Raw genomic sequence first — 25,262 nt, 5'->3', positions numbered from 1 at the left:
AGGGGGAGGCTCGTCAGTTCCTGGCAGGGTGGGATTGGCTGGAGGCGGTCCCCACCCTCAACCGCCTGCGCCAGCAGCTGGAACAGATCCGCGAGCAGGAACTGCAGAAGGCTCTCAGCCGCATGGGTCCCGACCTCTCAGCGCGGGAGCGCAAGGTGGTGGAAGCCCTGAGCAAGGGCATCATCAACAAGATCCTGCATAGCCCGGTCACCAACCTGCGGGCACCCCAGCCCCGCCAGCAGCGCCATCAGGCGATGCAGGTGCTCCACCAGCTCTTTGCTCTCGACGGAGAGGACGAGGAGAGCTGATGTGGCCTGGGCTACAGCGGCTTGCCACGTTTTTGTGTTCAGCCCTGGCGTACGGGCTTCTGGAGGCACCTGATCCGGTACGGTGCACCCACGCTGATGGCAGCAGTCTCGGAGGGCAGTGATGAAGCGGGTTCTGGCGATCATTCTCGGCGGAGGCGCCGGCACCCGGCTCTATCCCCTCACCAAGATGCGGGCCAAGCCGGCTGTACCACTCGCCGGCAAGTATCGTCTGATCGATATACCGATCAGCAACTGCATCAACTCGGGGATCAACAAGATCTACGTGCTCACGCAGTTCAACAGTGCCTCGCTGAACCGGCACCTCACCCAGAGTTACAACCTCTCCGCCGGCTTCGGGCAGGGGTTCGTGGAAGTGCTGGCCGCCCAGCAGACCCCCGACAGCCCCACCTGGTTCGAGGGCACCGCCGATGCCGTGCGCAAATACCAGTGGCTGTTCCAGGAATGGGACGTGGATCAGTACCTGATCCTCTCCGGCGATCAGCTGTACCGGATGGATTACAGCCGTTTCGTGGATCACCACATCCAGTCCGGCGCCGACCTCACGGTGGGAGCCCTGCCGGTGGACGCCGAACAGGCCGAAGGCTTCGGGCTGATGCGCACCGACCTCGATGGCCGCATTCGTGAGTTCTCCGAGAAGCCCAAGGGCGCAGCCCTTGAGGCCATGAAAGTGGACACGGCCCGCCGGGGATGGGCGGAAGCCGGGGCCGCCCGCCGGCCTTACCTGGCCTCGATGGGCATTTATGTCTTCAGCCGCGACACACTTTTCGACCTGCTGGCGCAGAACCCCGGCTCCACCGATTTCGGCAAGGAGATCATTCCCACCGCGCTTGGTCAGGGTGACAATCTCAGGGCCTACCTCTTCGACGACTACTGGGAGGACATCGGCACGATCGGGGCCTTCTACGAAGCCAACCTGGCCCTGACCGACCAGCCGAGGCCGGCCTTCTCCTTCTACGACGAGAAGTTTCCGATCTACACCCGACCCCGCTACCTCCCGCCCAGCAAGCTTCTGGATGCCCAGGTCACCCAGTCGATCATCGGCGAAGGTTCCCTGCTGCAGGATTGCAGCATTCACCACTGTGTGCTCGGCGTTCGCTCGCGCATCGAAAGTGAAGTGGTGTTGCAGGACACCCTGGTGATGGGAGCCGACTTCTTCGAATCCAGCGAGGAGCGGGCCGTGCTGCGCGAACGGGGCGGCATCCCGGTGGGGGTGGGCCGCGGCACAACCGTGCGCCGGGCGATCCTCGACAAGAACGTCCGCATCGGGCGCAACGTCACGATCGTCAACAAGGACGGGATCGAGGAGGCCGACCGGCCTGAACTGGGCTTCTACATCCGCAACGGCATCGTGGTGGTGGAGAAGAACGCCACCATCGCCGACGGCACCGTGATCTGAGCGCTTGCTGACACAGGGCGCGAGCCAACGGCGTTCGGGCAGGCTCAAGGCCACACTGAATCCGAACGGCCTGCACGCCAACTTCTCATGAGCAAAGCACACTTCGGCCTGATCGGCCTCGGAGTGATGGGCGAAAACCTGGTCCTCAACGCTGAACGCAACGGGTACTCCAGCGTCGTCTTCAACCGCACCTACGCCAAGACCGAAGACTTTCTGAACGGCCGGGCCGCCGGGCTGAACATCATCGGCGCCCACACCCTCGAAGAGTTCGTCGGGGCCCTGGAGCGCCCCCGCCGCATCCTGATGATGATTAAGGCGGGCTCACCGATCGACGCGATGATCGCCCAGATCTCCCCTCTGCTGGAGGACGGTGATCTGCTGATCGACGGCGGCAATTCCCTCTACACCGACACCGAGCGGCGGGTGAAGGAGCTGGAAAGCCAGAGCTTCGGCTACATCGGCATGGGGGTCTCCGGCGGAGCCAAGGGGGCCCTGGAGGGGCCGAGCATGATGCCCGGCGGCACCAAGGCCGCCTACGACGCCATCGAGGGGCTGGTGCGCAAAATGGCCGCCCAGGTCGACGACGGCCCCTGCGTCACTTACATCGGCCCAGGCGGGGCCGGCCACTTCGTCAAGACCGTCCACAACGGCATCGAGTACGGGATCGAGCAGATCCTTGTCGAGGCCTACGACCTGATGAAGCGCTGCGCCGGCATGGATGGCCTGGCGATGGCCCAGGTGTTCGACGGCTGGAATCAATTGGAGGAGCTCTCCTCCTACCTGGTGGAAATCACCGAGGTGTGCCTGCGCACCCGTGATCCCGAGGATGGCGGCGATCTGGTGGAGAAGATCCTCGATGTGGCCGGCCAGAAGGGCACCGGCCTCTGGACCGTGGTCAGCGCCCTGGAGATGGGGGTGCCTGTGCCCACGATCTATGCGGCCCTCAATGGCCGGGTGATGAGCTCACTGCACGCCGAGCGCCAGGCGGCAGCGGCCGTGATCGCCGCCCCTGAGGCAGCGTCGGTGTCGCTGGGCGAACCCTCCGAAGGCATGCCGGCCCTGCGCGATGCCATCACCCTGGCCTGCATCGCCAGCTACGCCCAGGGCATGGCCCTGATGGTGGAAGCCTCCGCCCTGCACGAGTACAACCTCAACCTCTCGTCCATCGCCCAGATCTGGAAGGGGGGCTGCATCATTCGCGCCAAACTGCTGCAGCGCATCCAGAACGCCTATGACAGCAACCCGAGCCTGCCCAACCTGATGGTGGACCCCTGGTTCGCCGAGCAGGTGAACGCCCGTCTGAGCGGCCTGCGCCAGGTGGTGGCCGGAGCAGCCCTGGCCGGCATCCCCGTGCCCTGTCTGAGCAGCACCCTCGATTACATCGACAGCTACCGCACGGCGCGGCTGCCTCAGAACCTGCTCCAGGCCATGCGCGACTGCTTCGGCGCCCATACCTACCAACGGGTGGACCGTGAGGGCAGCTTCCACACGGAGTGGCTGTGATGCACAGCCAGCCGCCGGCCAGCTACCAGCTCGAAGTGGCCGCCGATGCTGACGAGCTGGCCCGACGCACCGCCGAGACCATTGCCGCCTGCATCGATCTGGCCCTGGCCCAACGGGACCGGGCCCAGATCGCCCTGGCCGGTGGCGGCACCCCCGCCGCCGCCTACCGGCTGCTGGCGCGGGAGCGGCTGCCCTGGCAACGGGTGGATGTGCTGCTGGGCGATGAACGCTGGGTGGCGGCCGACGACCCCTCCAGTAACGCCCTGATGCTGCACCAGACCCTGCTGGCGGAGGCCCCGGGCTCCGAGGCCCATTTCCAGCCGGTGCCCACCGATCTGGAAAGCCCCGAGGCCAGCGCCGCCGCCTATGCCGCCCTGGTGGCCAGGACCTGTCCCGGCGATCCACCGGTCTTCGATCTGGTGCTGCTGGGACTGGGGGAGGACGGCCACACAGCCTCGCTCTTTCCCGGCACCCCGGCCACCGCGGTGACCGATCGAGAAGCCACGGTGAGCGAAGGCAAGGGGCTTCCCCGGGTCACCCTCACCGCTCCGGTGCTGAGCGCGGCGCGCCAGGTGCTGTTCCAGGTGAGCGGGGCGGGCAAGCAGCAGGCCCTGAGGCGTCTGCTCGATCCCGATGAATCACCCGAGCGCACCCCGGCCCGGCTGGTGAGCCCCCGTCAGCCGGTGCTGATCCTCGCCGATGCCGCCGCTGCGGCAGGCTTGGGGGAGTGATCGAGCTGGCCCTGATGGTGGCACCCCTGCTGGTGGTGAGCGGTGATGGATTCAGTGGCTGGCTGGCCCTCAACGACACGATCATGGGAGGGCGCAGCAGCGGCGTCTGCCGCAGCGGACCATCGGGGCTGGTGCTGGAGGCGGAGGTCATCGAAGCCGGTGGCGGCTTCGTGAGCTGCCGCTCCCCCCTGTTCTCACCACCCCTCGATCTGAGTGCCTACCGGGCCCTTCAGCTCGATCTGCGCGGCGACGGACGGCGCTACAAGCTGGCGGTGGCCTGCGCCGATGGGGTGGCCGGCCTCACCGAACTGATTCCGGGAGGGTTGCGCTGGGTGAGCGAATTCGCCACCAGTTCGGAGGGCCTCACCACCGTGGAGATCCCCTTCGAGCAACTGAAGGCCTCGGTGCGGGCCCAGCCCATGGCGCTGCCCCTGCTGCGCTTCGATGCCAGCCGGATCACCCGGCTGCAGATCCTGCACTCGAAGTTCGGTGACGATGGCCGGCCCAATCCCGGCTTCCGCGCCGGTGCCCTGCGCCTCGGTATCGAAGCGATCCGGGCCGTTCCCTGAGGTGGAGAGCCTGAGCGAAGCCGTTGATGGGCCCGGCCCCAACGACCTGCTCAGGCGGGTGGCGGCGGCGGCTGATCTCTGCTTGAAACCCCACCGCCACGCCGTGGTGATCAGCTCCGAGCCGGGCGAAGAGGAGTGCACCCTGAGGCTGCAGTGCCGCCGGGCGGATGGTGAGCGGGCGGAGCTCAACGACATCGAGCTGGAGATCTACCGCAGTGGAGAGGATCTGCACCTGATGCTGAGTTGGCCAGAGCAAACGGATCAGCCCATGCTCTGGCAGGGCCACCACCCGGTCTGGATGGATGGCGACAGTGGCCAGCGCTGCGAGCGGCCTGCCGCGGGTGCGGCGCTGGAGGCCCTGGCCCGGCGGCTGCGGGCCCTGCTCAGCCCTGCTCAACCCTGATCGGTAACCACCCCCAGGCTGCTGCTGCTCACCAGCCGGGTGGACTTGCCCAGCACTCCCGTGCGGTAGCGCGGTTCGGGCCTGACCCAGGCGGCGCGGCGGCGCTCCAGCTCGGTGGGATCGACATTGAGCTGGATGAGCAGCTGATGGGCATCAACGGTGATGCTGTCGCCCTCCTGCACCAGGGCGATGGTGCCGCCCACGGCGGCCTCGGGGGCCACATGGCCCACCACCAGGCCGTAGGAGCCCCCGCTGAAGCGACCATCGGTGATCAGCGCCACCGATTCCCCCAGGCCCTGGCCCACGATCGCGGCCGTGGGCGAGAGCATCTCGCGCATGCCGGGCCCGCCCACCGGGCCCTCGTAGCGCACCAACACCACATCACCGGCATGGACCTCACCGGCGAGGATCGCCTCCAGGGCGCTCTCCTCACTCTCGAACACCCGGGCCGGCCCCGTGATCACCGGGGTCTTGACACCGCTGATCTTGGCGACGGCCCCCTCTTCGGCCAGATTGCCCTTGAGGATCGCCAGGTGACCCTTGGCATAGAGCGGATTGGAGAGGGGCCGGATCACGTCCTGATCGGCGGGGGGCTCGCTGGGCACCTCCGCCAGCACCTGCTTGAGCGTGAGGCCTTCGATCGTGCGGCAATCGCCGTGCAACAGGCCGGCATCCAGCAGCAGCTTCATCACCTGGGGGATGCCGCCGGCCCGGTGCAGATCCACCGTCACGAAACGGCCGCTGGGCTTGAGATCGCAGATCACCGGCACCCGCTGACGGATCGTCTCGAAATCATCGATCGTGAGCGGCACCTCGGCGGTGCGGGCGATCGCCAGCAGGTGCAGCACCGAATTGGTGGACCCCCCCACCGCCATGATCACGCTGATGGCGTTCTCGATCGCCTCGCGGGTGATCAGATCACGGGGGCGGATGTTCGCCTCGATGGCCCGCACCAGCACCTCGGCTGAGCGGGCAGCGCTCTCGGCCTTCTCGGGATCCTCGGCCGCCATGGTGGAGCTGCCCGGCAGGCTCAGGCCCATCGCTTCGAACGCCGAACTCATCGTGTTGGCGGTGAACATGCCGCCGCAGCTGCCGGCGCCGGGGCAGGCGTTCTTCTCGATCGCCAGCAGTTCCTCCTCATCGATGCGACCGCCCGAGAACTGACCAACAGCCTCGAAGGCACTGACCACGGTGAGGTCGCAGGGGCCGAGCCGGCCGGGTTTGATCGTGCCGCCGTACACGAAGATCGCCGGGATGTTCATGCGCGCCATCGCCAGCATCGCGCCGGGCATGTTCTTATCGCAGCCGCCGATGGCCAGCAGGCCATCCATGCTTTGGGCGTTGCAGGCGGTTTCGATCGAATCAGCGATCACCTCCCGGCTCACCAGGGAATACTTCATCCCCTCGGTGCCCATCGAGATCCCGTCGCTGACGGTGATCGTGCCGAACATCTGTGGCATGGCCCCCGCCAGACGGGCGGACTCCTCGGCGCAGCGGGCCAGATCGTTCAGGCCGATGTTGCAGGGCGTGATCGTGCTGTAGCCATTGGCGATGCCGATGATCGGCTTGTTGAAGTCACCGTCTCCGAAGCCCACGGCCCGCAACATGGCGCGGTTGGGAGAACGCTGAACGCCTGCGGTGATGGCGGCGGATCGGAGCATGAACCCTTCTGTGGCACCGCAAGCAACTTACCGAGGCGTGCTGCCGGGGCTCAGGCTTCGGGGCTGAGGGTCTCCAGCTGACGGCGCACGTCTTCGATCGCCCGGTTCAGCTCGTTCACCTTGTGCTGCAGCTCCCGCTCCAGCAGGGGCCGGCGCTCGCCGTCATCGCCGTCGCGGGAACCCGCCTGCAGGCGCGAGAGGGTGAGGCTGCGCCGCTGCCGCTGGGCCAGGCGGCGGCTCTCGGCCTCTGCCAGCAGCCACCAGGCCAGACCGGCGGCACCGATCACCGCCCCGGCGATGGCACTGGCCAGGATGGGACTGGCGGGGGATCCGCGTTCGGCCATGGGTGTTCGATCCTCCAAACCCCTGATAGGGGAAGCCTAGAGCCGCTCCGCCATCCGGAGGGCGTTGGCGATCACGGTGAGGCCGGGCGACACCATCGGGCAGCTGGGGAAGACACTGGCATCGGCGATGGTCAAGTTGGCCAGGCCATGGACGCGGCCGTCGCGATCGACCACCGAGTGGGCTGGATCGTTGCCCATGCGACAGGTGCCACAGGCGTGGCCGATCACCGCCAGTGGTGCCTCGCCGCGGGGGTAGAAGGGGGCCGGGCGCACCTGGGGAGTGAGCGGATCGGCGTCGACCGCTTTGAGCACGGAGAGCCAGCGGTAAACGAGGCGGTCGTGGGCTTCGAGGTTGTTGGCCATGTACTGGATGCTCAGCCGCTCCCCGCGCAGCTCGATGCGGTTCTCGGGATCGGGCAGCACCGGACTCATCGCCCACCAGCAGATCGAGCGGACCGCCAGCTGCTCCAGGGCGGCGTTGGGCAGCAGCCGCGTCACGAGCGAGAGCACAGGCGGCGACTCGGCGAACTGGGCGTCCTGCAGAACCCCGCCACCGGTTTCGATGTGCCCGAGCGGAAAACTGACGTTCTGATCACCCCAGACGTAATCGTTGACGCCGAGTCTGCGGGGGAAGCGGCCGCTGTGGGGCTCGCGGGCCAGCTGCAGGATCGCCGTGAGCTGGGGTTTCATCAGGTGGCGGCCCACCTGGCTGGAGCCATTGGCCAGGCCGTGGGGGTGGAGTGTGCTGCGGGAGCGCAGCAGCAGCGCTGGGGTGTTCACCGCACCGGCGGCCAGCACCACCTGATCGCCGCGGAACATCCAGCTCTGACCATCGATCTCGGCTTGCACCCCCTTCACCTCGCGGCCGCTGGGATCCACATGCAGCCGGGTGACGCGGGCATTGCTGATCAGGCGGGTGGTGCGATGGGCGAGGGCCGGCTGCACCCCGAACAGTTCCGCGTCGCCGCTGGGATCCTCGAGCTGCTCCGACCAGCTCAGCGGCAGGTCGTAGGGGTGGCTGCCCTGGCGCTGCAGACCCTGGCGCAGAGGCTCGAAAAGTGGATCCAGCGGCAGTGGGACATGGGGATAGGGGCCGCTGCGGGGGGGCTCCAGCGGGTCGACGCCCGCACGGCCATGGACGCGGTAGAGGGCCTCGGCCCGTTCGTACCAGGGGGCAAGCTCGTCGTAGCTGAGGGGCCAGGCGGGGGCCACCCCCTCCTGCAAGGGCAGGCCTTCGAACTCGCGCGGCCACATGCGCTCGAGCACCCCGCCCCAGATCTTGGTGTTTCCGCCGAGGGCGTAGATGGTCTGGGGGGAAAAGGGATCGCCGTCGGGGCCGAACCAGTCGTCGCCGGGGTGATAGCGGTCTTTTCGGAACAGATCGACGCTGGCCACGTTCTGATCGGCCAGGTCCATGGCCCCGCCGCGCTCCAGCAGCAGCACCGTGCGGCCCTTGGCCGCGAGGGCTCCGGCCATGGTGCCTCCGGCGGCACCGGAGCCGATCACGATCACATCGTGGTGCTGGTCGTCGAGGATCATGACCAGGCGTAGAGCAGAAGAAAGAGCATTACCCAGATCACATCGACGAAGTGCCAGAACAGGGAGGTGGCAATCACCCCCTGCTCACCGGCGGCGTAGTTAGCCGGGCGGAAGGAGCGCTGCAGCATCAGGGCCATCAGCAGGATGCCGCTGAGCACGTGCAGGCCATGAAAGCCTGTGAGCAGGTAGAAGCAACTGCCGAAACTGCCGCTGGTGATGCCGAAGGCCAGTGAGCGCCATTCGATCGCCTGGCCATAGAGAAACACCGCCCCCATCGCCATGCTCAGCAGCCAGAAGCCGCGGAAGCCCCAGAGCTGACCCTTGGAGAGGCAGCGCTCGGCCAGGGCCACCGTGCCGCTGCTGGAGACCAGCACCAGCGTGTAGAGCAGGGGGCTGCGCCACTCCAGCCCCTCCACCCCTGGCGGCAGCCATTGCGGGGCCGAGAGTTTCAGCCCCGCATAGCCACTGAAGAACGCCAGAAAGATGACGCTCTCGGAGCAGAGAAAGATGATGAAGCCAGTGAGGCTGTGGTTGGAGTGAGCCGCGTTATGACCCTGGGGGGTCGGGGCGGCATCAAGGGGAGGGCTGATGGTCATGGCTCAGGCCTGCAGAAGGGTGCGCTCGATCTCGGCCTGGTGCTCCACCAGCGGCCGGCCGGTGCCGTAGCCGTAGGGAGCGCTGATCACGGTGGGCACGTGCTCCTCGAAGTTCTCAGCCGGCGGCGGGGAGGGCAGCAGCCATTCCAGGCCGATGGCATTCCAGGGATTGGCCGGAGACTTCGGCCCCAGAACCCAGGAGCTGACCAGGTTGAGCAGAAAGGGAATGATCGAGACCCCGAGCAGGAAGGCACCGAGACTGGCGATCACATTCCAGAAAGCGAATTCCGGGTCATAAGAGGACACCCGGCGGGGCATGCCCATCAGGCCGAGGGGATGCATCGGGAAGAAGTTGAGGTTGGTGCCCACAAAAGTGAGCAGGAAGTGCAGCTTGCCCAAGCCCTCATAATACATATGTCCGGTGAACTTCGGGAACCAGTGATAGATCGCGGCGTAGACACCCATGGTGGCCGCACCATAGATCACGTAGTGGAAATGGCCCACCACAAAATAGGTGTTATTGACGTGGATATCCACCGGCACCGTAGCCAGCATGATGCCGGTGACGCCTGCGAAAACAAAATTGAACAGGCCGCCGAGGGCGAACAACATCGCTGTGTTCAGACGTAACTTTCCGCCCCACAAGGTCCCCAGCCAGGCGAACACCTTGATGCCGGTGGGCACCGCAATCAGCATGGTGGTCACCATGAAGACATCGCGCATCCACTGGGGAACGCCGCTGGGGAACATGTGATGCACCCAGACGATCAGGCTCAGGCCCACGATCACCAGGGAGGCCCCGGCCACGAAGGGATAGCCGAACAGGGGCTTGCGCGCATACACCGGGAACAGTTCGGAGAACACCCCGAACACCGGCAGGATGATCACGTACACCGCTGGGTGGGAATAGAACCAGAAGAAGTGCTGATAGAGCACAGGATCTCCGCCCCCCTCAGGCCTGTAGAAGGATGTGCCCACCGCCAGATCGAACAGCAGCATCACGGCACCACCGGTGAGGGCGGGCAAGCCGATCAACTGAATCGTCTGGGCCGAGAGAGCCGTCCAGCAGAAGATCGGCATCCGGCCGAGGGTCATGCCCGGAGCGCGCATGCGCAGGATCGTGGTCACGAAGTTGACCGCGCCCATGATCGAGGAGATTCCCGAGAGGGCCACCGCCAGGATCCAGAGGGCTTCGCCGTTGATGAGGTGCCCCAGGGGGTTCTGCAGGCTCACCGGCGGGTACGACCACCAGCCGGAGGAGGCCGGACCACCCGGCACCAGAAAGCTGGCCATCAGGATCACCCCGAACACCGGCACCATCCAGAAGGCGGCGGCATTGAGCTTGGGAAAGGCCATGTCGGGGGCGCCGATCATGCAGGGGATCAGCAGGTTGTTGAGCCCATTGAGCACCGGGAAGATGAACAGGAAGAGCATGATCGTCCCGTGCATCGTGTAGAGGCCGTTGTACACGGTCCGATCCACCAGATCCGCCTCCGGTGTGATCAGCTCACCACGCATGATCATCGCCAGGAGGCCGCCCACCAGCAGGAAGAACAGGGCGGTGGCGATGTACTGGATGCCGATCACCTTGGCATCGGTGTTGAAGCTGAAGAAGCGCTTCCAGTTGTCCGGGGCACCGGGCACCGGGTGGGGGGCCCTCAGGATGCGCGAGTCAACGCCGGCGGTGGAGGTCATGGGATCAGCCGTCGTGGGGAAGGGTGTTGGAGCCGGGCACATTCACCAGCGGCGGCGGGGCCGGGGCGATGGTGGCGTAACCGCTGGGGCGATCGCCGCTGAGCTGCTGGGCGTATTCGCGCGAAGCATCGCTGAGGCCGGGCTGCAGTGGCAGGCGGGAGGCGCGCCGCAGCCAGTCCTGGTAGGCCTCCTCGCTCTCCACCACCACATCGGCCTGGTTGGCGGCGAACCAGGTGCCGCTGTATTCCGAGTCGCGCAGGCGGTAGCGGCCGGCGCGGGTGGGGGTGATGAAGAGGGTGATCGAGCGGCCGGGGATCACCTGCTGCTTGAGGCGAAAGGCCGGCACATAGAACCCGTGGATCACGTCTTCGCTCTCCAGCTGCAGGCCGAGGCGGCGATCGATGGGCATGTGCAGCTCCGTGGAGGAGACCCCCGCCACCGGGTAGCGGAACTCCCACGACCACTGGCGGGCGATCACCTGCACCTCGCCGCCTGGCACGGAGGCGCCGGCGGCGGAGCTGGCGCTGGCTGGGGCATGGGAGTGGTCCATGGGGCCGATCAGACCGATTTCGCGGTTCACCTGGATCGTGTAGGCGGCGATGCCCATCACCAGCACCAGGGGGATCACGGTCCAGATGATCTCCAGGGTGGTGTTGCCCTCGATCGGCTCCGCATCGCTGATGTCGTACTTCTCGGCGCGGTTGAAGAGCACGACCCAGACCATCACCGACACCACCCCCACGAACACGAAGGTGGCGACGGCCGTTTCGAAACCGAAGAGGCCATCCACCAGCGGAGCCGCCGAGGAGGCGGGCACCGGCAGCCAACGGGGCACCTGAGCGCCCATCCAGACACTCAGCAGGGTGAGCAGCCCCAGCCAGACAACCAGGCCGATCAACCGGGCCAGGGGGAAGCGTTGCGGAGTGGTGGTCATGGCAGGGCCTCCCGCAGACTGGCGCCTTCAGCCAGGAGCTGACTGGCGGTGACGTGCACGCCGAACTCCACCCCCAGCTGGGCACCGAGGGTGCCGTGCCAGGCCATCAGCGCGAAGACCAGCAGGCCCACCAGCAGGTAACTCCACTGCACCTGGCGGCCCATCTCCCAGCGCCAGCGGTAACGCTGGAAGCCGCGCCAGAGGGTCATCAGCACGATCGCGAACAGCAGGCCCACACCCACAGCTCCATGCCAGAGCATGGTGGCGGTGCTGCCCATGGCGAAGCTGCTGATGACTCCGGGGAGCGGATCGGCCAGCTGCATCTCCACGAAACCCGCCGCCACGGTGAAGAAACTGATCAGGCAGCAAGCCAGCAGGTTGTACCAGCCCACATCGTGAAGACCGGAGCGGGTCACCGGCAGGGCCAGGAAACGGAACAGGCGCTTCTCGAAGGGGAAGAGGGCCCCGGCGATATCGAAGGCGATGGCAATCACGAACAGGCCGATCGTGAGATGCACCAGGTTGGGGTGAATCGGCAGCCGGTAGGGCAGATCATTGGCTCCAAGCTCCATCACACCAGACCTGCGCGCATCGCCTCCACCACCTTGACGGTGTGCAGGCCGTAGACCCAGATCAGCTGATTCCCGAGCACCACCTGCACCACCACAAGGGCACTGAGCAGGCTGCCCGCCCCGAGAAAAGCGAGAGGCAGCTGCAGGGGGTCACGGCTGCGGATCACGTAACGCCAGGCGGTGAGCACCGAGAGCACCCCGGCCAGCACCCAGCCGAGGGTGCTGTGCAGGTTGAGGATGTCGCGGGAGGCACCATAGGGATTGGCCAGCCCCGCTTCCACCTGGCCGAAGATGATCGCGATGAAGATCGCCACCGTGGCGAAGAGCAGGTTCCAGAAGCTCACCTCATAGAGGGAGGGCTTGCCCGCCAGACGGCCGATCAGATCGAACACGAAGGCGATCAGAGCCATCGCGATCACGAAATGGACGACGATCGGATGGATCGTGTCGATCCAGGGGAGGTTGCGGTCGTTGAGGGGAGGAAGAAGCTCGAGCATGGGCGAGTGCCCGTCCTGCCACTCACTCCAGCTTCGGAGGCCCCACTGGGCGGGGGTGGCCACCGTCAGGAAATGCGGTTCTGAGCGGGTCGGCTCGACTCCTTAGCCTGATCTCAGTCGAGTCAGCCCCATGTCGATTCCAGCCTCCCGTCCCCTGCGCTGGCTGGCGGCAGGGTTGGTGCTGGCGGCGGCGGTCCTGGCCCTGGCCCTGCCGTTCATCTCGGCCACCCTGCTCACGATCGCCATCGGAGGGGTGGCGATCGCCAGCGGTGTCTCCCAGCTGATCCGCCTGAGCGGAGCGGGCGACCTGCGCAGCCGACTCTTCCGCGGCCTCAGCGGCCTCCTCTACCTGGCGGGGGGTGTGTGGATCCTGGTGGATCCGGTGATCAGCGAAGTGAGCCTGACCCTGTTCGTGGGCCTCCTGCTGGCGGTCGAAGGGCTGATGGAGCTGGCCACCGCTGCCGCCGCCGACCTTCCTGCCAAAGGTCTGGTCCTGCTGGATGGGCTCGTGACCGCCGGCCTGGGAGTGCTGCTGATCGCCGAGTGGCCGAGCGACAGCCTCTGGGCCGTCGGCACCCTGCTGGGGATCGCCCTGGTGTTCTCGGCTGTGAACCTGCTGATGGCCCCGCTCAACTCCGGCGACTGACCAGCCAGACGGCCCCCAGCAGGGCCGCGAGCACCAGGCTGATCTCGATCAGACCGCCGCTCCACATCCACTCCTGGACGGTGAATTCAGCCAGCAGGGCGGGACTGGGGGCAGGGGCAGACAGCAGGGGCACGGCCGGTTGGCTCGGGGATGCCCCAGTTTCACTCGCCCGCCAGGGCCCCTTCCGCCCGCCGCTGATCGACCGCCCCCAGGGTCCCCCCGCCGGGCAGGGCCTCCAGCGAATGGGCCGCCCCCATGGCCGGTGCCAGCCGCCAACGGTGTCCCATCGCCTCCAGCAATCTGAGAGTGTCGGGGCTGAAGCCCTCCTCCACCGCCAGCTCGTCGGGCCAGTGCTGGCTGTGGATCCGGCTGGCGGCCACCGCGGAGGCCAGGTTCAGACCGTGCTCAAGCCGGTTGAGCAGCACCTGCAGCACCGTGGTGATGATGCGGCTGCCGCCGGGGCTGCCGGTGGCCAGCAGCGGGTCACCCCCGGGGGTGAGCACCAGGGTGGGCGCCATCGAGCTCAGCGGTTGCTTGCGCGGCGCGATCGCATTGGCCTCCCCCTGCACCAGACCGAAGGCATTGGCGGCCCCCGGGAGGGCCGTGAAATCGTCCATCTCATTGTTGAGCAGGAAGCCGGCGCCCGGCACGCTCACGCCGTTGCCGTAGGGGAAGTTGAGGGTGGTGGTGGTGGACACCATCGTGCCGTCACGATCGATCACCGAGAGATGGGTGGTGTTGGGGCTTTCGGCAGAGCGGCCCTCAGCCGGCGGGTCGAGGTCGCGCGCAGGCCGGTGGCGCTCGGGCCGGATCGTGCGTCGCAGCTCATCGGCATAGCCCTGACTCAGTAACCGCTCCAGAGGCATCGCCACGAAGCGGGGGTCGCCCAGCCAGCGGTTGCGGTCGCGGTAGGCCAGGTTCATCGCCTCCGCCATCGGATGCAGGACTGCGGCGCTGTTGGGCCCCAGGGACGCCAGATCGAAACCCTCCAGGATGTTGAGCAGCTGGATCAGGGTGACCCCACCGGAGCTGGGCGGGGGCATGGCGATCACGGGATGGCCGCGCCAATCGCCCACCAGGGGGGGCTGAACGCGGGCCCGGTAGCCGCTCAGATCCTCAGCATTGATCAGGCCTCCCCGGCGGCGCATCAAGGCCACCAGCTCCTGCGCCACCGGCCCCTGATAGAAGCCCCTCTCCCCCTGGGCGGCGATGCGCCGCAGGGTGGCGCCGAGCTGGGGCTGACGCAGACGCTCGCCCGGCCGGTAAGGCTGGCCCCCTGGGCGGAAGAACAGCCGAGCTGATTCGGGATCGGTCCGCAACAAGGGAGCCGCAGTCTCCAGGGAATCGGCCAGGGCCTTGCTCACCACCACCCCCTCCTCCGCCAGACGAATCGACGGTGCAATCAGTCGCCCCAGGGGGAGTCGTCCGTAGTGGCGGTGAGCCAGCAGCAGACCCGCCACCGTGCCGGGCACCCCGCTGCTGAGCAGGCTGCGGGTGGCCTTGCGGCGATCCACCGCACCGGAGGCATCGAGCAGCAGATCGGGGCCGGCCGCCTGGGGAGCGCTCTCGCGGAAGTTGATCGTCACCGCCCGGCCCTTGCCCACCGGCACCTCCTGGGGCTGCGGCGGCCGCCCTCGGCTGAGCCGCTCCGGCCGCCAGAGCACGAGGAAACCGCCGCCACCCAGGTTCCCCGCCTGGGGATGGGTGACCGCCAGGGCGAAGGAGGTGGCCACCGCCGCATCGACGGCATTGCCTCCTGCCCGCAGCACGTCACGCCCCACCCGGGAGGCCTCCGCCTCCTGGCTGGCCACCATGCCCCCCGCGGACCAGAGCGGCTGGAAGCGCTGACTGGCCTCCTGGAGCACATCGGCCGCCGCTGGCAGCGGCAGCAAGGCAAGGGCCGTCAGAGGCAGCAGGGCCCAGCGCTGGCGGCGGAATTCAGCTGCCGCCATAGCCACCACCTCCGGGGGTCTCGATCGCGAGGGCATCGCCAGCTGCCAGCTCCAGCTGCACCGATCCACCCAGCTCCAGTTCGCTGCCATCGGAGCGGATCAGCCGGTTGCGGCCCAGCGCGCCGGCCCCGCCGCCGGCGAGACCGAAGGGGGCCACCTGGCGGGAGCTCGAGAGGATCGCGGCGGTCATCGGCTCGAGAAAGCGGATCCGCCGCACCACACCGTCACCGCCTAGCCAGCGGCCCGCGCCGCCGCTGCCGCGCCGCAGCCCAAAGGCCTCCAGCCGCACCGGAAAGCGCTGCTCGAGGATTTCAGGATCGGTGAGGCGGGAGTTGGTCATGTGGCTCTGCACCGCCGAAGCCCCTGCAAAACCCTGGCCGTCGAGGCCGCGTCCGGCGCCGCAGCCGCCGCAGATCGTTTCGTAATACTGATAGCGCTCGTTGCCGAAGCTGAGGTTGTTCATGGTGCCCTGGGCGGCGGCCATCACCCCCAGAGCGGCGAAGAGGGCATTGGCGACCGCCTGCGAGGTTTCCACGTTGCCGGCCACCACCGCGGCCATGGGGCTCGGATGCAGCAGGCAACCCGGTGGCACCACCAGCTCCAGGGGCCTGAAACAGCCGGCATTGAGGGGCACCGCCTCCCCCACCAGGCAGCGGAACACGTAGAGCACCACCGCCCGGGTGATCGCCAGGGGGGCATTGCGGTTGCCCGGGTCCTGGGGGGAGGTGCCCGTGAAATCGATCACAGCCCGGCGGGAGGCCCTGTCGATGCTCACCGCCACCTGGTTGCGCAGGCCGCCATCGAGGGGGAGGCTGAAGGCGCCGGGCTCGAGCCGATCGATCACCCGCCGCACCGCTTCAGCGCCGTTGTCCTGCACATGGGCCATGAAGGCGCTCACCCGCTGGAGACCCTCGCGCCGCGCCAGATCCACCAGCAGCTCGGCGCCCAGCTGGTTGGCCGCCACCTGGGCCTGCAGATCGGCCAGCAGCTGCTCGGGGTTGCGCACGGGATGGGGACCGGCCGCGAGCCGCCGCTTCCAGTCGGCGGCCAGCAGCACGCCATCACGCAGCAGGGGCACGTTGTCGAGCAGGAGGCCCTCCTCGGCCAGGCAGCGGCTGAAGGGGGGCATCGAGCCGGGGGTGATGCCGCCCACATCGGCATGGTGGCCGCGTGAGGCCACAAATCCATCAGGCTGTGGGCGTGGCTCGGGGCCGTCCGCCGGGTTCGCTCCTTGACGGGGCATGAACACCGGGGTGATCACGGTGAGGTCGGGGAGGTGGGTGCCGCCATTGGCGGGGTCGTTGGAGACGATCGCGTCGCCGGGCTTCAGGGCTGGGCGCGCCCCCCGCCGCACCGCCGCCAGCAGGCCGGCCACGCTGGCCCCCATCGACCCCAGATGCACCGGGATGTGGGGGGCGTTGGCCACCAGCTCCCCCTGGCGATCGAAGAGGGCACAGGAGAAATCGAGGCGCTCGCGGATGTTCACCGAGCGGGCGCTCTGCTGCAGGCGCACGCCCATCTGCTCGGCGATGGCGCTGAAGCGGTGGTTGAACAACTCCAGGCTCACCGGATCCACCGCGAGTCCTTGCTCCGCTGGTTGGGCCGCTGCTGGCCCATGGCTGAGCAGCAGGCAGCCGTCGGCTCGGCATTCGGCCCGCCAGAGCGGGGCCAGCCAGATGGTGCCGGTGGCCTCCACCAGCAGCGCCGGGCCGTCAAGCCGCTCAGCGGCTGTGAGGGCCTCACGGCGGCGCAGCGGAACGGATCGCCAGGCGCCGTCCCAGTAGAGCTGGATCAGCCGTTCCTCGGCGGCCGGGGGGGCTCGATCAAGGGGAGGCGGTGAGCCGACCTCAGCCGCGACAGCTTCAGCCGAGAGAGCTTCAGCCGAGACAGCCTCTCCAGCGGCCACCACCTCCACCAGCAGCCACTCCACCAGCAGCTCGGCGTGATCGGGGCGGTGGCCAAAGCGACGCTGATGGTCGCGCGCGAACTGCAGCTCCATGGCGCTGGCCTCCTGCAGAGCCAGGGGGAGCGTCAGCTCAGTGGCCGCGAGCCGCACACCCACACTCACCTCGGCGCGGGCATGGGCGCCCAGGGCCTGCTGACCCCGCTCCAGCAGGGCATCGGCCTGCAGCTGGAGATGCTCCACCAGGCCCTGATCCAGGGGACGGCGCACCACCTCCTGCAGCAGCAAGCGCTGGTCGGCCAGACCGATGCCATAGGCCGAGAACACCCCCGCCAGGGGATGGAGCAGCACCCGGGCCATGCCCAGCCGCTCGGCCAGGGCACAGGCGTGCTGGCCGCCGGCCCCGCCGAAGCAGACCAGCGTGGCGCCGCGCAGATCGTGGCCCTGCTGGATCGAGATGCGCCGGATCGCCTCCGCCATCCGCTCGATGGCAATCACCAGAGCACCTTCCGCCAGTTGTTCGGGCGTGATGGAGGTCCCACTGGCCAGGCCGACCTGCTCCGCCAGCTGCTGGAAGCCCCGCCGCACCACCCCTGGATCGGGGCCCTGATCCCGGCCTGGCCCAAAAACCGCAGGAAACGCCTGCGGCTGCAGGCGGCCCAGCAGCAGGTTGGCGTCGGTGATCGTCAGCGGTCCGCCGCGGCGGTAGCAGGCCGGCCCGGGATCGGCCCCGGCTGAGGCGGGCCCCACCTGCAGGCGCTGGCCATCGAAATGCAGCAGCGAACCACCGCCCGCCGCCACGGTGTGGATCGGCAGCATCTCCGCCTGCAGGGTGAGGCCGGCAATCTCCGTGTCCTGGCGGCGCCCCCAGCCCGGGGACGGCCCACCGGCCTCCACATGGAACACATCGGTGGAGGTGCCGCCCATGTCGAAACCGACGATGGGCGTGCTCCCTCCCGCCAGCCGCACCGCTGCCACCATGCCGCCGGCGGGGCCGGAGAGAATCGTGTCCTTGGCCTTGAGCAGCTCCGGTGCCACCAGGCCGCCGCTCGACTGCATCACCCGCAGACGGCAGTGGGGTCCGAGCTCGGCCCGCAGCTGATCCAGATACTCCGCCAGCGCCGGCGCCACCATGGCCTCCACCACAGCCGTCTGGGCCCGCGGCACCAGCCGGGTCCTCCGGCCCACCTGGTGGGAGAGCACCACTGGCTCGAAGCCGAACGGCATCAGCCACTCAGCCAGCCGACGTTCATGGCGTGGATGGCGGGCGCTGTGCAACAGGGCCACGGCGCAGCTGCTGATGCCGTCGCTGCGGGCCTCCACCAAGGCCCGCTCCAGGGCTGCATCGAGAACCAGCGGCATCAGCTCCGTGCCGTCGGCCGCCAGACGCCCCGCCACCTCAAGCACCCGCCGGTATCGCGGGGCCGGACGCTCAACGTGCAGAGCAAACAGATCGGGCCGGTGCTGGTCGCCGATCCAGGCGGCATCGGCAAAACCGCTGCTGATCAGCAACAGGGTGGCGGCACCCCGGTCTTCGAGCAGGGCATTGGTGGCCACCGTGGTGCCGATCCGCACCTCGCTGACCGCGCCGGAAGGAAGCGGCTGGCCGGGAACCAGCCCCAGCAGCTCGCGCATGGCCGCCACCGCCGGATCCCCCGCCCGCTCGGGTTGCTGCGAGAGCACCTTGCGCACCACCAGCTCCCCGTCAGGGGCCCGGCCCACAAGATCGGTGAAGGTGCCGCCCCGATCAATCCAGAAGCTCCAGCCGGTCTGGGGGCCCGGCTGCTGAGGGCTCTCAACTGCGCTCACGCAGCGGCCTCAGCGGTAGTTCTCGAACTGCAGCGGCACCTCGGGATCTTCAGCGCGCAGGAGCTGGATCACCTGCTGCAGGTCGTCCTTGTTCTTACCGGTGACGCGCAGGCTCTCGCCCTGGATCGCCACGGTCACCTTCTTGATCTGATCGCGCACGGTCTTGCTGAGCGACTTGGCCAGCTCCTGGCTGAGACCCTTGCGCAGCTTCACCACCTGCTGGAGGCGGTTGCCGCCCACGGGCTCGGGGGTCTGGAAATCGAAGATCTTCAGCGAGAGCTGGCGTTTGGTGGCCTTCTGGCGCAGCACGTCGGTCACCGCGTCGAGGGTCATGTCGCTGGCGGTGGTGATGGTGAGGCTGCCCTCCTCCAGCTCGATCTCGGTCTTGGAGTCCTTGAGGTCGTAGCGCTGGCCCACCTCGCGCCGCACCTGGTCCACGGCATTGACAAGTTCCTGCCGGTCGAAATCGGAGACCACGTCGAAGGAGTAGGTGTCGGCCATGGGCAGCGGCTGCGCTCGGATCAGGACCAATCCTAGAAAAGGGGCTCTGATCTGCTCCCCCGATGCCCCCCCTCCTGCTTGCCGCCGCGCCCGCACTGGCCTGGTCCCTGCTGCTCTCGGGGGCGGTGGTGATCGTCAGCCTGGTGCCCCTGGGGGCCGGACGAGCCAATGCCGACTTCACGCCCGAGGATCTGGCGGCGCCACGGGCGATGTTCGAGCGGCTGCCGGCCTGGGGCCAGCGGGCCAGCTGGGCGCACCAGAACAGTTTCGAAGCCTTCACCCTGCACGCTCCCGCCTGTCTGCTCTGCCTGCAGGCGGGAGCTGGCGGGCCGCTTGTTGCAGCAGCAGCACTGCTGCAACCGCTGCTGCGGCTGACCTACATCGGCGCCTACGTGGCCAACCTGCCGCTGCTGCGCTCGCTCTGCTGGGCGGTGGCCCTGGTCTGTACGGCCGTGCTCTACATGGAGTGCCTCAAGGCCGTGCTGGCGCACTGAGAACGGGAGCCCTCAGCCTTTCTGCAGACCCCGCAGGGCCGCCAGCAGGGCCGCTGGGCTCTGGGGATCCACCATCAGCACGCTGCCGCCGGGGGCCTTGCCCAGCTCCTCACCCATCGCCATCCAGTCCTGGGCCAGCAGCAGGCGCAGGGCCTCCGAACCCGACGGGCTGGCATCGATCAGGCGGGCCAGCTCAGCTGCCGCCCGGCCCCGAGCCACGGCCAGCATCTCCTGCTGCTTGGCCTGGGCTTCTGCATCGAGCAACAGCGCCTCCTGCTGGGCCTTGGCATCAAGCACCAGGGCCTCGGCGCGGCCTTTGGCCGCATTCACCTCCGACTCCCGCAGGCCTTCCGAGCGCAGCACGGCCGCCCGCTTTTCACGCTCGGCCGTCATCTGCTGCTCCATCGCCTGCTGGACGCCTTGGGAGGGCATGATGTCGCGCAACTCGACGCGGGTCACCTTCACGCCCCAGGGATCGGTGGCCTGGTCAAGCTCCCGCAGGAGCATCTCATTGACGTCCTGGCGGGTGGTGAAGGTCTGATCGAGGTCAAGCTTGCCCATCTCGGCGCGGATCTGGGTGAGCACCAGATTCACCATCGCCGCCTGCAGATCATCCACGGAGTAATGGGCCTTGGCGTGCTCCAGCAGCTGCCAGTACACCACCGCATCCACGGTGATCGAGACGTTGTCGCGGGTGATGCACTGCTGGGGCGGGATGTCGAGCACCCGCTCCTTCATCGACTGGTTGCTGACCACCCGCTCCAGGCCCGGGAGCACGAAGGAGAGGCCCGGCTGCAGCTCGCGGTCGTAGCGGCCCAGCCGCTCCACCAGCAGGGAGCGGCCACCGCTGGTGACCTTCACCCCGCTGGCGCCGAGCACGGCCAGCAGCACCAGGGCGGGGATGGAGAACAGACCTTCCATGGCAGGTGGCGCCGCAAGGCACGCAAGAGGACAGCGGCCCAGCCAGAGCCAGGCTCACCCTAGGAAGGCCCCCGCCGCAGACTGGAAGGCCCCGCACTGCCTTGATGCATCCCCTGATCTGGCTGGCCGGTGGCGGGGTGTTGCTGCTGCTGGAGCTGCTCTTCCCCAGCGTCGATGGCTTTCTGATCGGTGGGGTGGCGGCGCTGCTGCTCTCGGCCGTCGCGGCCCTGCTGCCCCTGGCCGCGGCCCTCCAGCTGGCCCTGTTCAGCCTGCTCTTCCTGGGGGGCTACGGCGGCCTGAGGCGCTGGTCGCTGCGGGGACGGCCCACACCCGATGCCCTCAGTGAACCCGGCGGCGAGCGGGCCGAGGTGATCCAGCCCTTCGACGAGCGGGGCCGGGGGCGGGTGCGCTGGCAGGGCCAGAGCTGGGCGGCCGAACTGCTCGAGACGGATGGTGGGCCGGGGCCCAGGGCGGGGGAGGAGGTGACCGTGCTGCGGCGGGAGGGAACCCGCCTGCAGGTGCTCGCCGCCCTCAGTCGAAGAACATCAGGCTGACCACCTTGTTCATGTCCTCGGCGGTGCGGCAGCTGGAGAGCAGGGTCTCGCTGTCGTGGAAGGCGTAGCAGATCAGTTGGTCACAGCGGCCGATGATCTCCTGGTTGCAGAGGCTGCTGGCCATGGGCAGGGGCAGCTCGTCGTGCTCGGGCTTCTCCACCAGATGCAGCACCCGCTCCATCTGCTCGCGGGATTCACTCGACTGCCGCTCCAGGCTCTGGGGCAGCAGCACCGTGAGCCGGGCCGGATCAACGCTGAGCACGCCGCGGATCACCGCCGCGTTCACCCCCTGGGAGCCGGAGGTGATCAGGTTGTGACCCTCCTGGGCCAGGGACCGGGCCACCAGTTCCACCAGGTGGATCGAGACGGCCGGAACGTGGCGGCTGCCGAGGATGGCGATGCGGCGCTTGCCGCGATCCTGAAGCAGGGCCAGCTCCTGGGCCAGCGTGTCGATCCGGTCGAGGGCCGGCAGATCAAGGGACCGGGTCACCTCGTGTATGCATCCGATGGGGGGAAACTAGCAGCGCCCTTGCGGGGCGCTGGCTTCAGACCTTCACCACCAGTCCCAGGCGCTCGAACAGGCGCTCGAAACGGCAGTGCTCCTCCACCAGGCGAATGGCGTAACTGGCCTTGACCGTCTCGTGCAGGCGCACATGGCCGAAGGCGCGCTCGATCACCTCCACCGTGGTCAGGGTGTCCTGCTCCACCTTCAGGATCGGCACCTCCAGCTCCTCGGCGCGGCTGATCAGCTGGGGCAGGGGTTCCCCGGCCCCCGTGAGGATCAGGCACTGGGTGGAGGCCTCCAGGGCCGCCAGCTGGATGTCGGTGCGGTCGGCACCGGTGACCACGGCCATGTTGCGGCGGCGGCGGAAGAACTCCATGGCTGAGTTGACGTTCATCGCTCCGATCGAGAGGGTCTCCACCAGCAGATCGAGACGCTCGATGCAGCAGAGCACCCGCGCCTCCAGGCGGTCCACCAGCTCCTCGACGGTGACACTGCGCAGCAGCGGGCTGCGGGGCATGACGCCGAACACCGGCAGCCCCAGCTGCTCCAGGGCCGGCACCACCTCGGCGCGCAGCCGCTCTACCGCATCGGGATCGACGGCGTTGAGCACCACCCCGGCCAGGCGCTCCTGAAGCACGTTGCGGGCCGCCAGCAGGGGATCGACACTGCGGCTGTCCTCCCAGAGGTGGACGAGCACCACGGGAGCCTCCAGCCCTTTGGCCAGCTGGGGCAGGCTGAGGCCGTAGAGAAGGCCCTCGCTGAGGGTGCCGGTGCCCTCCAGCAGGGTGAGGCCATCGGGGTAGGCAGCGAGCTGCTCCCGCAGGCGGGCGAAGCCCTCACCGGGCTCCAGGTCGCCGCTCAGCAGCCGCTCCTGGGCCGTGGACGCCTCCAGCAGGTGCAGGGAGGGCAACAGGTTCTCCTCCGGCAGGCCGAGGATGCTGCCGACGAAGCGCACGTCATCGTCGAGGCGGCCCGAGGTGGGTGGCTCTCCCTGCCGTGGTTGGCGCACGCTGGTGGCCAGAGGCTTGCCGTAGCGGACGGGGAATCCCTGTTGGGCCAGGGTCCGGGTCAGGCCGAGCACCAGGGCTGACTTGCCGCTGAAGGGATCACAGGATCCGATCAGCAGGGTGCTGCTCATGGAATGACCTCTGGGCTCGGCTCTGGGACGTCAATCTATGCGCCGGTGGGAGGCTCTCCCAGCAGCAGCCAGCGCCAGAAGGCCTCGGGCAGATCGCGCTGGGGATCACCGAAGGCCTGGGGGCCCTGCGCCTCCAGCAGGTCCATCAGCCAGCGCACCAGCTGATGGGTGGGCAGATCGAAGGAATAGCGCAGCTCCGGTGCTGCCGGGAAGCCGAGCTCACAGTGGCTGGTTTCCTGGGGGGCCAGCCCCGACCGCCAGCGCAGCAGGAACGGATGCTCCCCGTCCGGGCGCAACTGCCGTACCCCTTCGATCTCACCGATGGCCAGCAGGTCGAGGGCCTGAATCAGCCAGGCTTCCCGCAACACGCCGTCGCAGTAGGGGGCGTAGAGGGCCACCTGCCCGGCGTCATGGCTGGGGGTGGCGCCGAAGATCGAAAAACGGCCCAAGGGAGGCGGCTGCAGGGGATGGCCTGAATCAGGACGCTGGAAGCCAGCGAGAGCGGATGATTCCCATGGAAAGAATGCTCCATCCCGGACATCGCCGTGCCAGGTCAAGACCCTTCAGCCCCCGCGGTGTCGCCCTCCTTCCCGTCGGCACTGCTGCCCCTGCAGGGGAGAACCGTGGCGGTGACCGGTGCCAGTGGGGCTCTGGGCACAGCTCTGCTGCGCGCCTTGCACGGCCATGGGGCCGAGCTGATCGCTTACACCACCGCCTCTGAGCCGGTGGCTCTGCAGGACGGGGAGGGCAAGGCGATCCCCCTGCGCAGCGTGGTCTGGTGCTGCGGCCAGGAGCAGACGCTGGAGGCCAGCCTGCGCGATGTCGACATCCTGGTGATCAACCACGGGGTCAATGTTTATGGCGACCGCAGCGCCGCGGCGATCGAGCGCAGCCTGGAGGTGAACGCCCTCAGCGCCTGGCGCCTGCTGGAGCTGTTCTTAAGCCTGGCGGAGCGGCCCGCCGGAACCCCCTGCCGGGAGGTGTGGGTGAACACCTCGGAGGCGGAGCTGCTGCCGGCCCTCAGCCCGCTCTACGAGATCAGCAAGCGGCTGCTGGGCCAGCTGCTGAGCCTGCGGGCCCTCGACCACCAGGGGGAAAATCCCTGCCGGATCCGGCGGCTGGTGCTGGGCCCGTTCCGCTCCGCCCTCAATCCCTATGGCGTGATGAGCGCCGGCTTCGTGGCCGGCCAGGTGATCGCCCAGGCCCGCAGGGGCTTTGGCCTGATCATCGTGACCCCAAATCCGATCACCGTGGTCCTGGTGCCCCTGCAGATGGGGCTTAGGCACCTTTATGGGCGACTCTTCAGCCGGGCCGCCAGCTGAGGCTCGTGGGTGCCGGCGGAAGTGCTGGGCTCAGAAGTCGCGGTCGGTGAGGATCTCGCAGCCGTCGGAGGTGACCACGATCGTGTGCTCCCACTGGGCCGAGAGCGACCCATCCACGGTGACCACCGTCCACTGGTCGCGCAGGGTGCGGCACTTCTTGCTGCCGGCATTGAGGATCGGCTCGACAGCCCGGGTCATTCCGGCGCGGCGCTTGCGGTTGGGCAGGTCGTTGGTGCGGAAGCTGAACACCGACGGCTCCTCGTGCTGGTTGCGGCCCGCGCCATGGCCGGTGTAGTCCTCCACCACGCTGTAGCCATGGGCCTCGACGTGGTCCTGAACGGCGCCGGCGATGTCGAGCAGGGTGTTGCCCGCCTTGATCTTGCCGAGGCCGCACATCAGCGATTCCCGGGCCACGCGGCTGAGGCGGGTGGCGTCCTCGGAGCACTCACCCACGCAGATGCTCACGCAACTGTCGCCGTGGTAACCCTCGAAGTAAGCGCCGGTGTCGATCTTGACCAGATCACCCGCCTTGATCACCTGCTTGGCGCTGGGGATGCCGTGGACCACCTGGTTGTTGATGCTGGCGCAGATGCTGGCGGGAAAGCCGTGGTAGCCCTTGAAGCTGGGGGTGGCCCCCATGGAGCGGATGCGCTCTTCGGCGTGGCGGTCGAGGTGGGGCGTGGTCATGCCTGGAGCGGCCATCTCCATGATCTCGCGCAGCACCGTGGCCACGATGCGGCTGGCCTGG

The 25,262-nt window shown here is 68.2% G+C and carries 26 protein-coding genes and 1 pseudogene; 10 read left to right on the top strand and 17 right to left on the bottom strand.

Annotated elements, in window-relative coordinates:
* The 6 genes and pseudogenes from KBY78_RS04950 to KBY78_RS04925 all read left to right on the top strand — a co-directional run.
* A pseudogene (locus KBY78_RS04950) lies at positions 1 to 308 on the top strand (glutamyl-tRNA reductase); the annotation flags it as partial.
* A gap of 121 nt (positions 309 to 429) precedes the next feature.
* Positions 430 to 1,725, top strand: a complete 1,296-nt coding sequence (locus KBY78_RS04945) for a glucose-1-phosphate adenylyltransferase (protein ID WP_255142649.1) — start codon at positions 430 to 432, stop codon at positions 1,723 to 1,725.
* A gap of 87 nt (positions 1,726 to 1,812) precedes the next feature.
* Positions 1,813 to 3,228: an NADP-dependent phosphogluconate dehydrogenase gene (gndA, locus tag KBY78_RS04940; RefSeq protein WP_255142648.1), complete on the top strand. Its 1,416-nt coding sequence runs from the start codon at positions 1,813 to 1,815 to the stop codon at positions 3,226 to 3,228.
* The gene (pgl, locus tag KBY78_RS04935; protein ID WP_255142647.1) at positions 3,228 to 3,959 is read left to right on the top strand and encodes a 6-phosphogluconolactonase; all 732 of its coding nucleotides are present in this window, start codon (positions 3,228 to 3,230) and stop codon (positions 3,957 to 3,959) included. The genes gndA and pgl overlap by 1 nt, the downstream gene beginning before the upstream one ends.
* A gap of 14 nt (positions 3,960 to 3,973) precedes the next feature.
* Positions 3,974 to 4,528, top strand: coding sequence for a CIA30 family protein (locus KBY78_RS04930; protein WP_255142650.1), 555 nt, complete (start codon positions 3,974 to 3,976; stop codon positions 4,526 to 4,528).
* 1 nt (position 4,529) lies between these two features.
* Entirely contained in the window at positions 4,530 to 4,931 is a 402-nt protein-coding gene (locus KBY78_RS04925) for a hypothetical protein (protein WP_255142646.1), read from the top strand.
* On the opposite strand, the gene ilvD is transcribed toward KBY78_RS04925, so the two are convergent.
* Genes ilvD through KBY78_RS04885 form a run of 8 tightly spaced genes read right to left on the bottom strand, consistent with a single transcriptional unit; the run spans position 4,922 to position 12,769 of the window.
* Positions 4,922 to 6,592, bottom strand: a complete 1,671-nt coding sequence (gene ilvD, locus KBY78_RS04920) for a dihydroxy-acid dehydratase (RefSeq protein ID WP_255142645.1) — start codon at positions 6,590 to 6,592, stop codon at positions 4,922 to 4,924. The genes KBY78_RS04925 and ilvD overlap by 10 nt on opposite strands.
* A gap of 50 nt (positions 6,593 to 6,642) precedes the next feature.
* Entirely contained in the window at positions 6,643 to 6,936 is a 294-nt protein-coding gene (locus KBY78_RS04915) for a hypothetical protein (RefSeq protein ID WP_006171652.1), read from the bottom strand.
* A gap of 36 nt (positions 6,937 to 6,972) precedes the next feature.
* Positions 6,973 to 8,475 carry a GMC oxidoreductase gene (locus KBY78_RS04910; protein ID WP_255142644.1) on the bottom strand — a complete coding sequence of 501 codons (1,503 nt, stop codon included), beginning with the start codon at positions 8,473 to 8,475 and terminating at the stop codon, positions 6,973 to 6,975.
* Positions 8,472 to 9,071 (bottom strand): heme-copper oxidase subunit III, encoded by a 600-nt coding sequence (locus tag KBY78_RS04905; protein WP_255142643.1) that lies wholly within the window; start codon positions 9,069 to 9,071, stop codon positions 8,472 to 8,474. The genes KBY78_RS04910 and KBY78_RS04905 overlap by 4 nt, the downstream gene beginning before the upstream one ends.
* A gap of 3 nt (positions 9,072 to 9,074) precedes the next feature.
* Complete coding sequence (locus tag KBY78_RS04900; RefSeq protein WP_255142642.1) at positions 9,075 to 10,766, bottom strand: cbb3-type cytochrome c oxidase subunit I; 1,692 nt, start codon at positions 10,764 to 10,766, stop codon at positions 9,075 to 9,077.
* A 4-nt stretch (positions 10,767 to 10,770) separates the two neighbouring features.
* Positions 10,771 to 11,700: a cytochrome c oxidase subunit II gene (locus tag KBY78_RS04895; protein WP_255142641.1), complete on the bottom strand. Its 930-nt coding sequence runs from the start codon at positions 11,698 to 11,700 to the stop codon at positions 10,771 to 10,773.
* Entirely contained in the window at positions 11,697 to 12,272 is a 576-nt protein-coding gene (locus KBY78_RS04890; RefSeq protein WP_006171658.1) for a DUF2231 domain-containing protein, read from the bottom strand. The genes KBY78_RS04895 and KBY78_RS04890 overlap by 4 nt, the downstream gene beginning before the upstream one ends.
* On the bottom strand, positions 12,272 to 12,769 hold the full coding sequence (locus KBY78_RS04885; RefSeq protein WP_037979795.1) for a DUF2231 domain-containing protein: 498 nt from the start codon (positions 12,767 to 12,769) through the stop codon (positions 12,272 to 12,274). The genes KBY78_RS04890 and KBY78_RS04885 overlap by 1 nt, the downstream gene beginning before the upstream one ends.
* Before the next feature lie 130 nt (positions 12,770 to 12,899).
* Here KBY78_RS04885 and KBY78_RS04880 point away from each other — a divergent pair, with 130 nt between their 5' ends.
* The gene (locus KBY78_RS04880) at positions 12,900 to 13,415 is read left to right on the top strand and encodes an HdeD family acid-resistance protein (RefSeq protein ID WP_255142640.1); all 516 of its coding nucleotides are present in this window, start codon (positions 12,900 to 12,902) and stop codon (positions 13,413 to 13,415) included.
* On the opposite strand, the gene KBY78_RS04875 is transcribed toward KBY78_RS04880, so the two are convergent.
* From KBY78_RS04875 to KBY78_RS04860, 4 genes are read right to left on the bottom strand one after another with little or no spacing between them, the layout of a single operon-like run.
* Positions 13,399 to 13,548, bottom strand: a complete 150-nt coding sequence (locus tag KBY78_RS04875) for a hypothetical protein (protein WP_006171661.1) — start codon at positions 13,546 to 13,548, stop codon at positions 13,399 to 13,401. The genes KBY78_RS04880 and KBY78_RS04875 overlap by 17 nt on opposite strands.
* A 28-nt stretch (positions 13,549 to 13,576) precedes the next feature.
* Positions 13,577 to 15,367 (bottom strand): gamma-glutamyltransferase, encoded by a 1,791-nt coding sequence (gene ggt / locus KBY78_RS04870; protein ID WP_255142639.1) that lies wholly within the window; start codon positions 15,365 to 15,367, stop codon positions 13,577 to 13,579.
* Positions 15,354 to 19,079 (bottom strand): hydantoinase B/oxoprolinase family protein, encoded by a 3,726-nt coding sequence (locus KBY78_RS04865; RefSeq protein ID WP_255142638.1) that lies wholly within the window; start codon positions 19,077 to 19,079, stop codon positions 15,354 to 15,356. Before KBY78_RS04865 ends, ggt begins: the two co-directional genes overlap by 14 nt.
* Before the next feature lie 9 nt (positions 19,080 to 19,088).
* A complete protein-coding gene (locus KBY78_RS04860; protein WP_006171664.1) occupies positions 19,089 to 19,580 on the bottom strand; it encodes a YajQ family cyclic di-GMP-binding protein in 492 nt (163 codons plus the stop codon).
* Positions 19,581 to 19,642: 62 nt separating this feature from the next.
* Here KBY78_RS04860 and KBY78_RS04855 point away from each other — a divergent pair, with 62 nt between their 5' ends.
* Positions 19,643 to 20,074: an MAPEG family protein gene (locus KBY78_RS04855; RefSeq protein WP_255142637.1), complete on the top strand. Its 432-nt coding sequence runs from the start codon at positions 19,643 to 19,645 to the stop codon at positions 20,072 to 20,074.
* A gap of 12 nt (positions 20,075 to 20,086) precedes the next feature.
* Here KBY78_RS04855 and KBY78_RS04850 read toward each other — a convergent pair whose 3' ends face one another.
* Positions 20,087 to 20,995, bottom strand: coding sequence for an SPFH domain-containing protein (locus tag KBY78_RS04850; protein ID WP_006171666.1), 909 nt, complete (start codon positions 20,993 to 20,995; stop codon positions 20,087 to 20,089).
* A 104-nt stretch (positions 20,996 to 21,099) separates the two neighbouring features.
* Here KBY78_RS04850 and KBY78_RS04845 point away from each other — a divergent pair, with 104 nt between their 5' ends.
* A complete protein-coding gene (locus KBY78_RS04845; protein ID WP_255142636.1) occupies positions 21,100 to 21,549 on the top strand; it encodes an NfeD family protein in 450 nt (149 codons plus the stop codon).
* Here KBY78_RS04845 and KBY78_RS04840 read toward each other — a convergent pair.
* From KBY78_RS04840 to ebsA, 3 genes are read right to left on the bottom strand one after another with little or no spacing between them, the layout of a single operon-like run.
* Positions 21,527 to 22,039, bottom strand: a complete 513-nt coding sequence (locus tag KBY78_RS04840; protein WP_006171668.1) for a hypothetical protein — start codon at positions 22,037 to 22,039, stop codon at positions 21,527 to 21,529. The two genes, KBY78_RS04845 and KBY78_RS04840, sit on opposite strands and share 23 nt — an antisense overlap.
* Before the next feature lie 55 nt (positions 22,040 to 22,094).
* On the bottom strand, positions 22,095 to 23,192 hold the full coding sequence (locus KBY78_RS04835; protein WP_255142635.1) for a phosphotransacetylase family protein: 1,098 nt from the start codon (positions 23,190 to 23,192) through the stop codon (positions 22,095 to 22,097).
* A 35-nt stretch (positions 23,193 to 23,227) separates the two neighbouring features.
* A complete protein-coding gene (gene ebsA / locus KBY78_RS04830; protein ID WP_071934280.1) occupies positions 23,228 to 23,641 on the bottom strand; it encodes a type IV pilus biogenesis protein EbsA in 414 nt (137 codons plus the stop codon).
* 126 nt (positions 23,642 to 23,767) lie between these two features.
* On the opposite strand from ebsA, the gene KBY78_RS04825 reads away from it, so the two are divergent.
* Positions 23,768 to 24,514, top strand: a complete 747-nt coding sequence (locus KBY78_RS04825) for an SDR family NAD(P)-dependent oxidoreductase (RefSeq protein ID WP_255142634.1) — start codon at positions 23,768 to 23,770, stop codon at positions 24,512 to 24,514.
* A 30-nt stretch (positions 24,515 to 24,544) separates the two neighbouring features.
* Here the strand turns inward: KBY78_RS04825 and map are convergent.
* The coding region (gene map / locus KBY78_RS04820; protein WP_255142633.1) for a type I methionyl aminopeptidase at positions 24,545 to 25,262 on the bottom strand (718 nt) is incomplete at its 5' end.

The organism is Synechococcus sp. EJ6-Ellesmere (assembly GCF_024345875.1).
Classification (GTDB): Bacteria; Cyanobacteriota; Cyanobacteriia; order PCC-6307; family Cyanobiaceae; genus Regnicoccus_A; species Regnicoccus_A antarcticus.
This window is presented reverse-complemented; position numbering and strand designations above follow the sequence as displayed.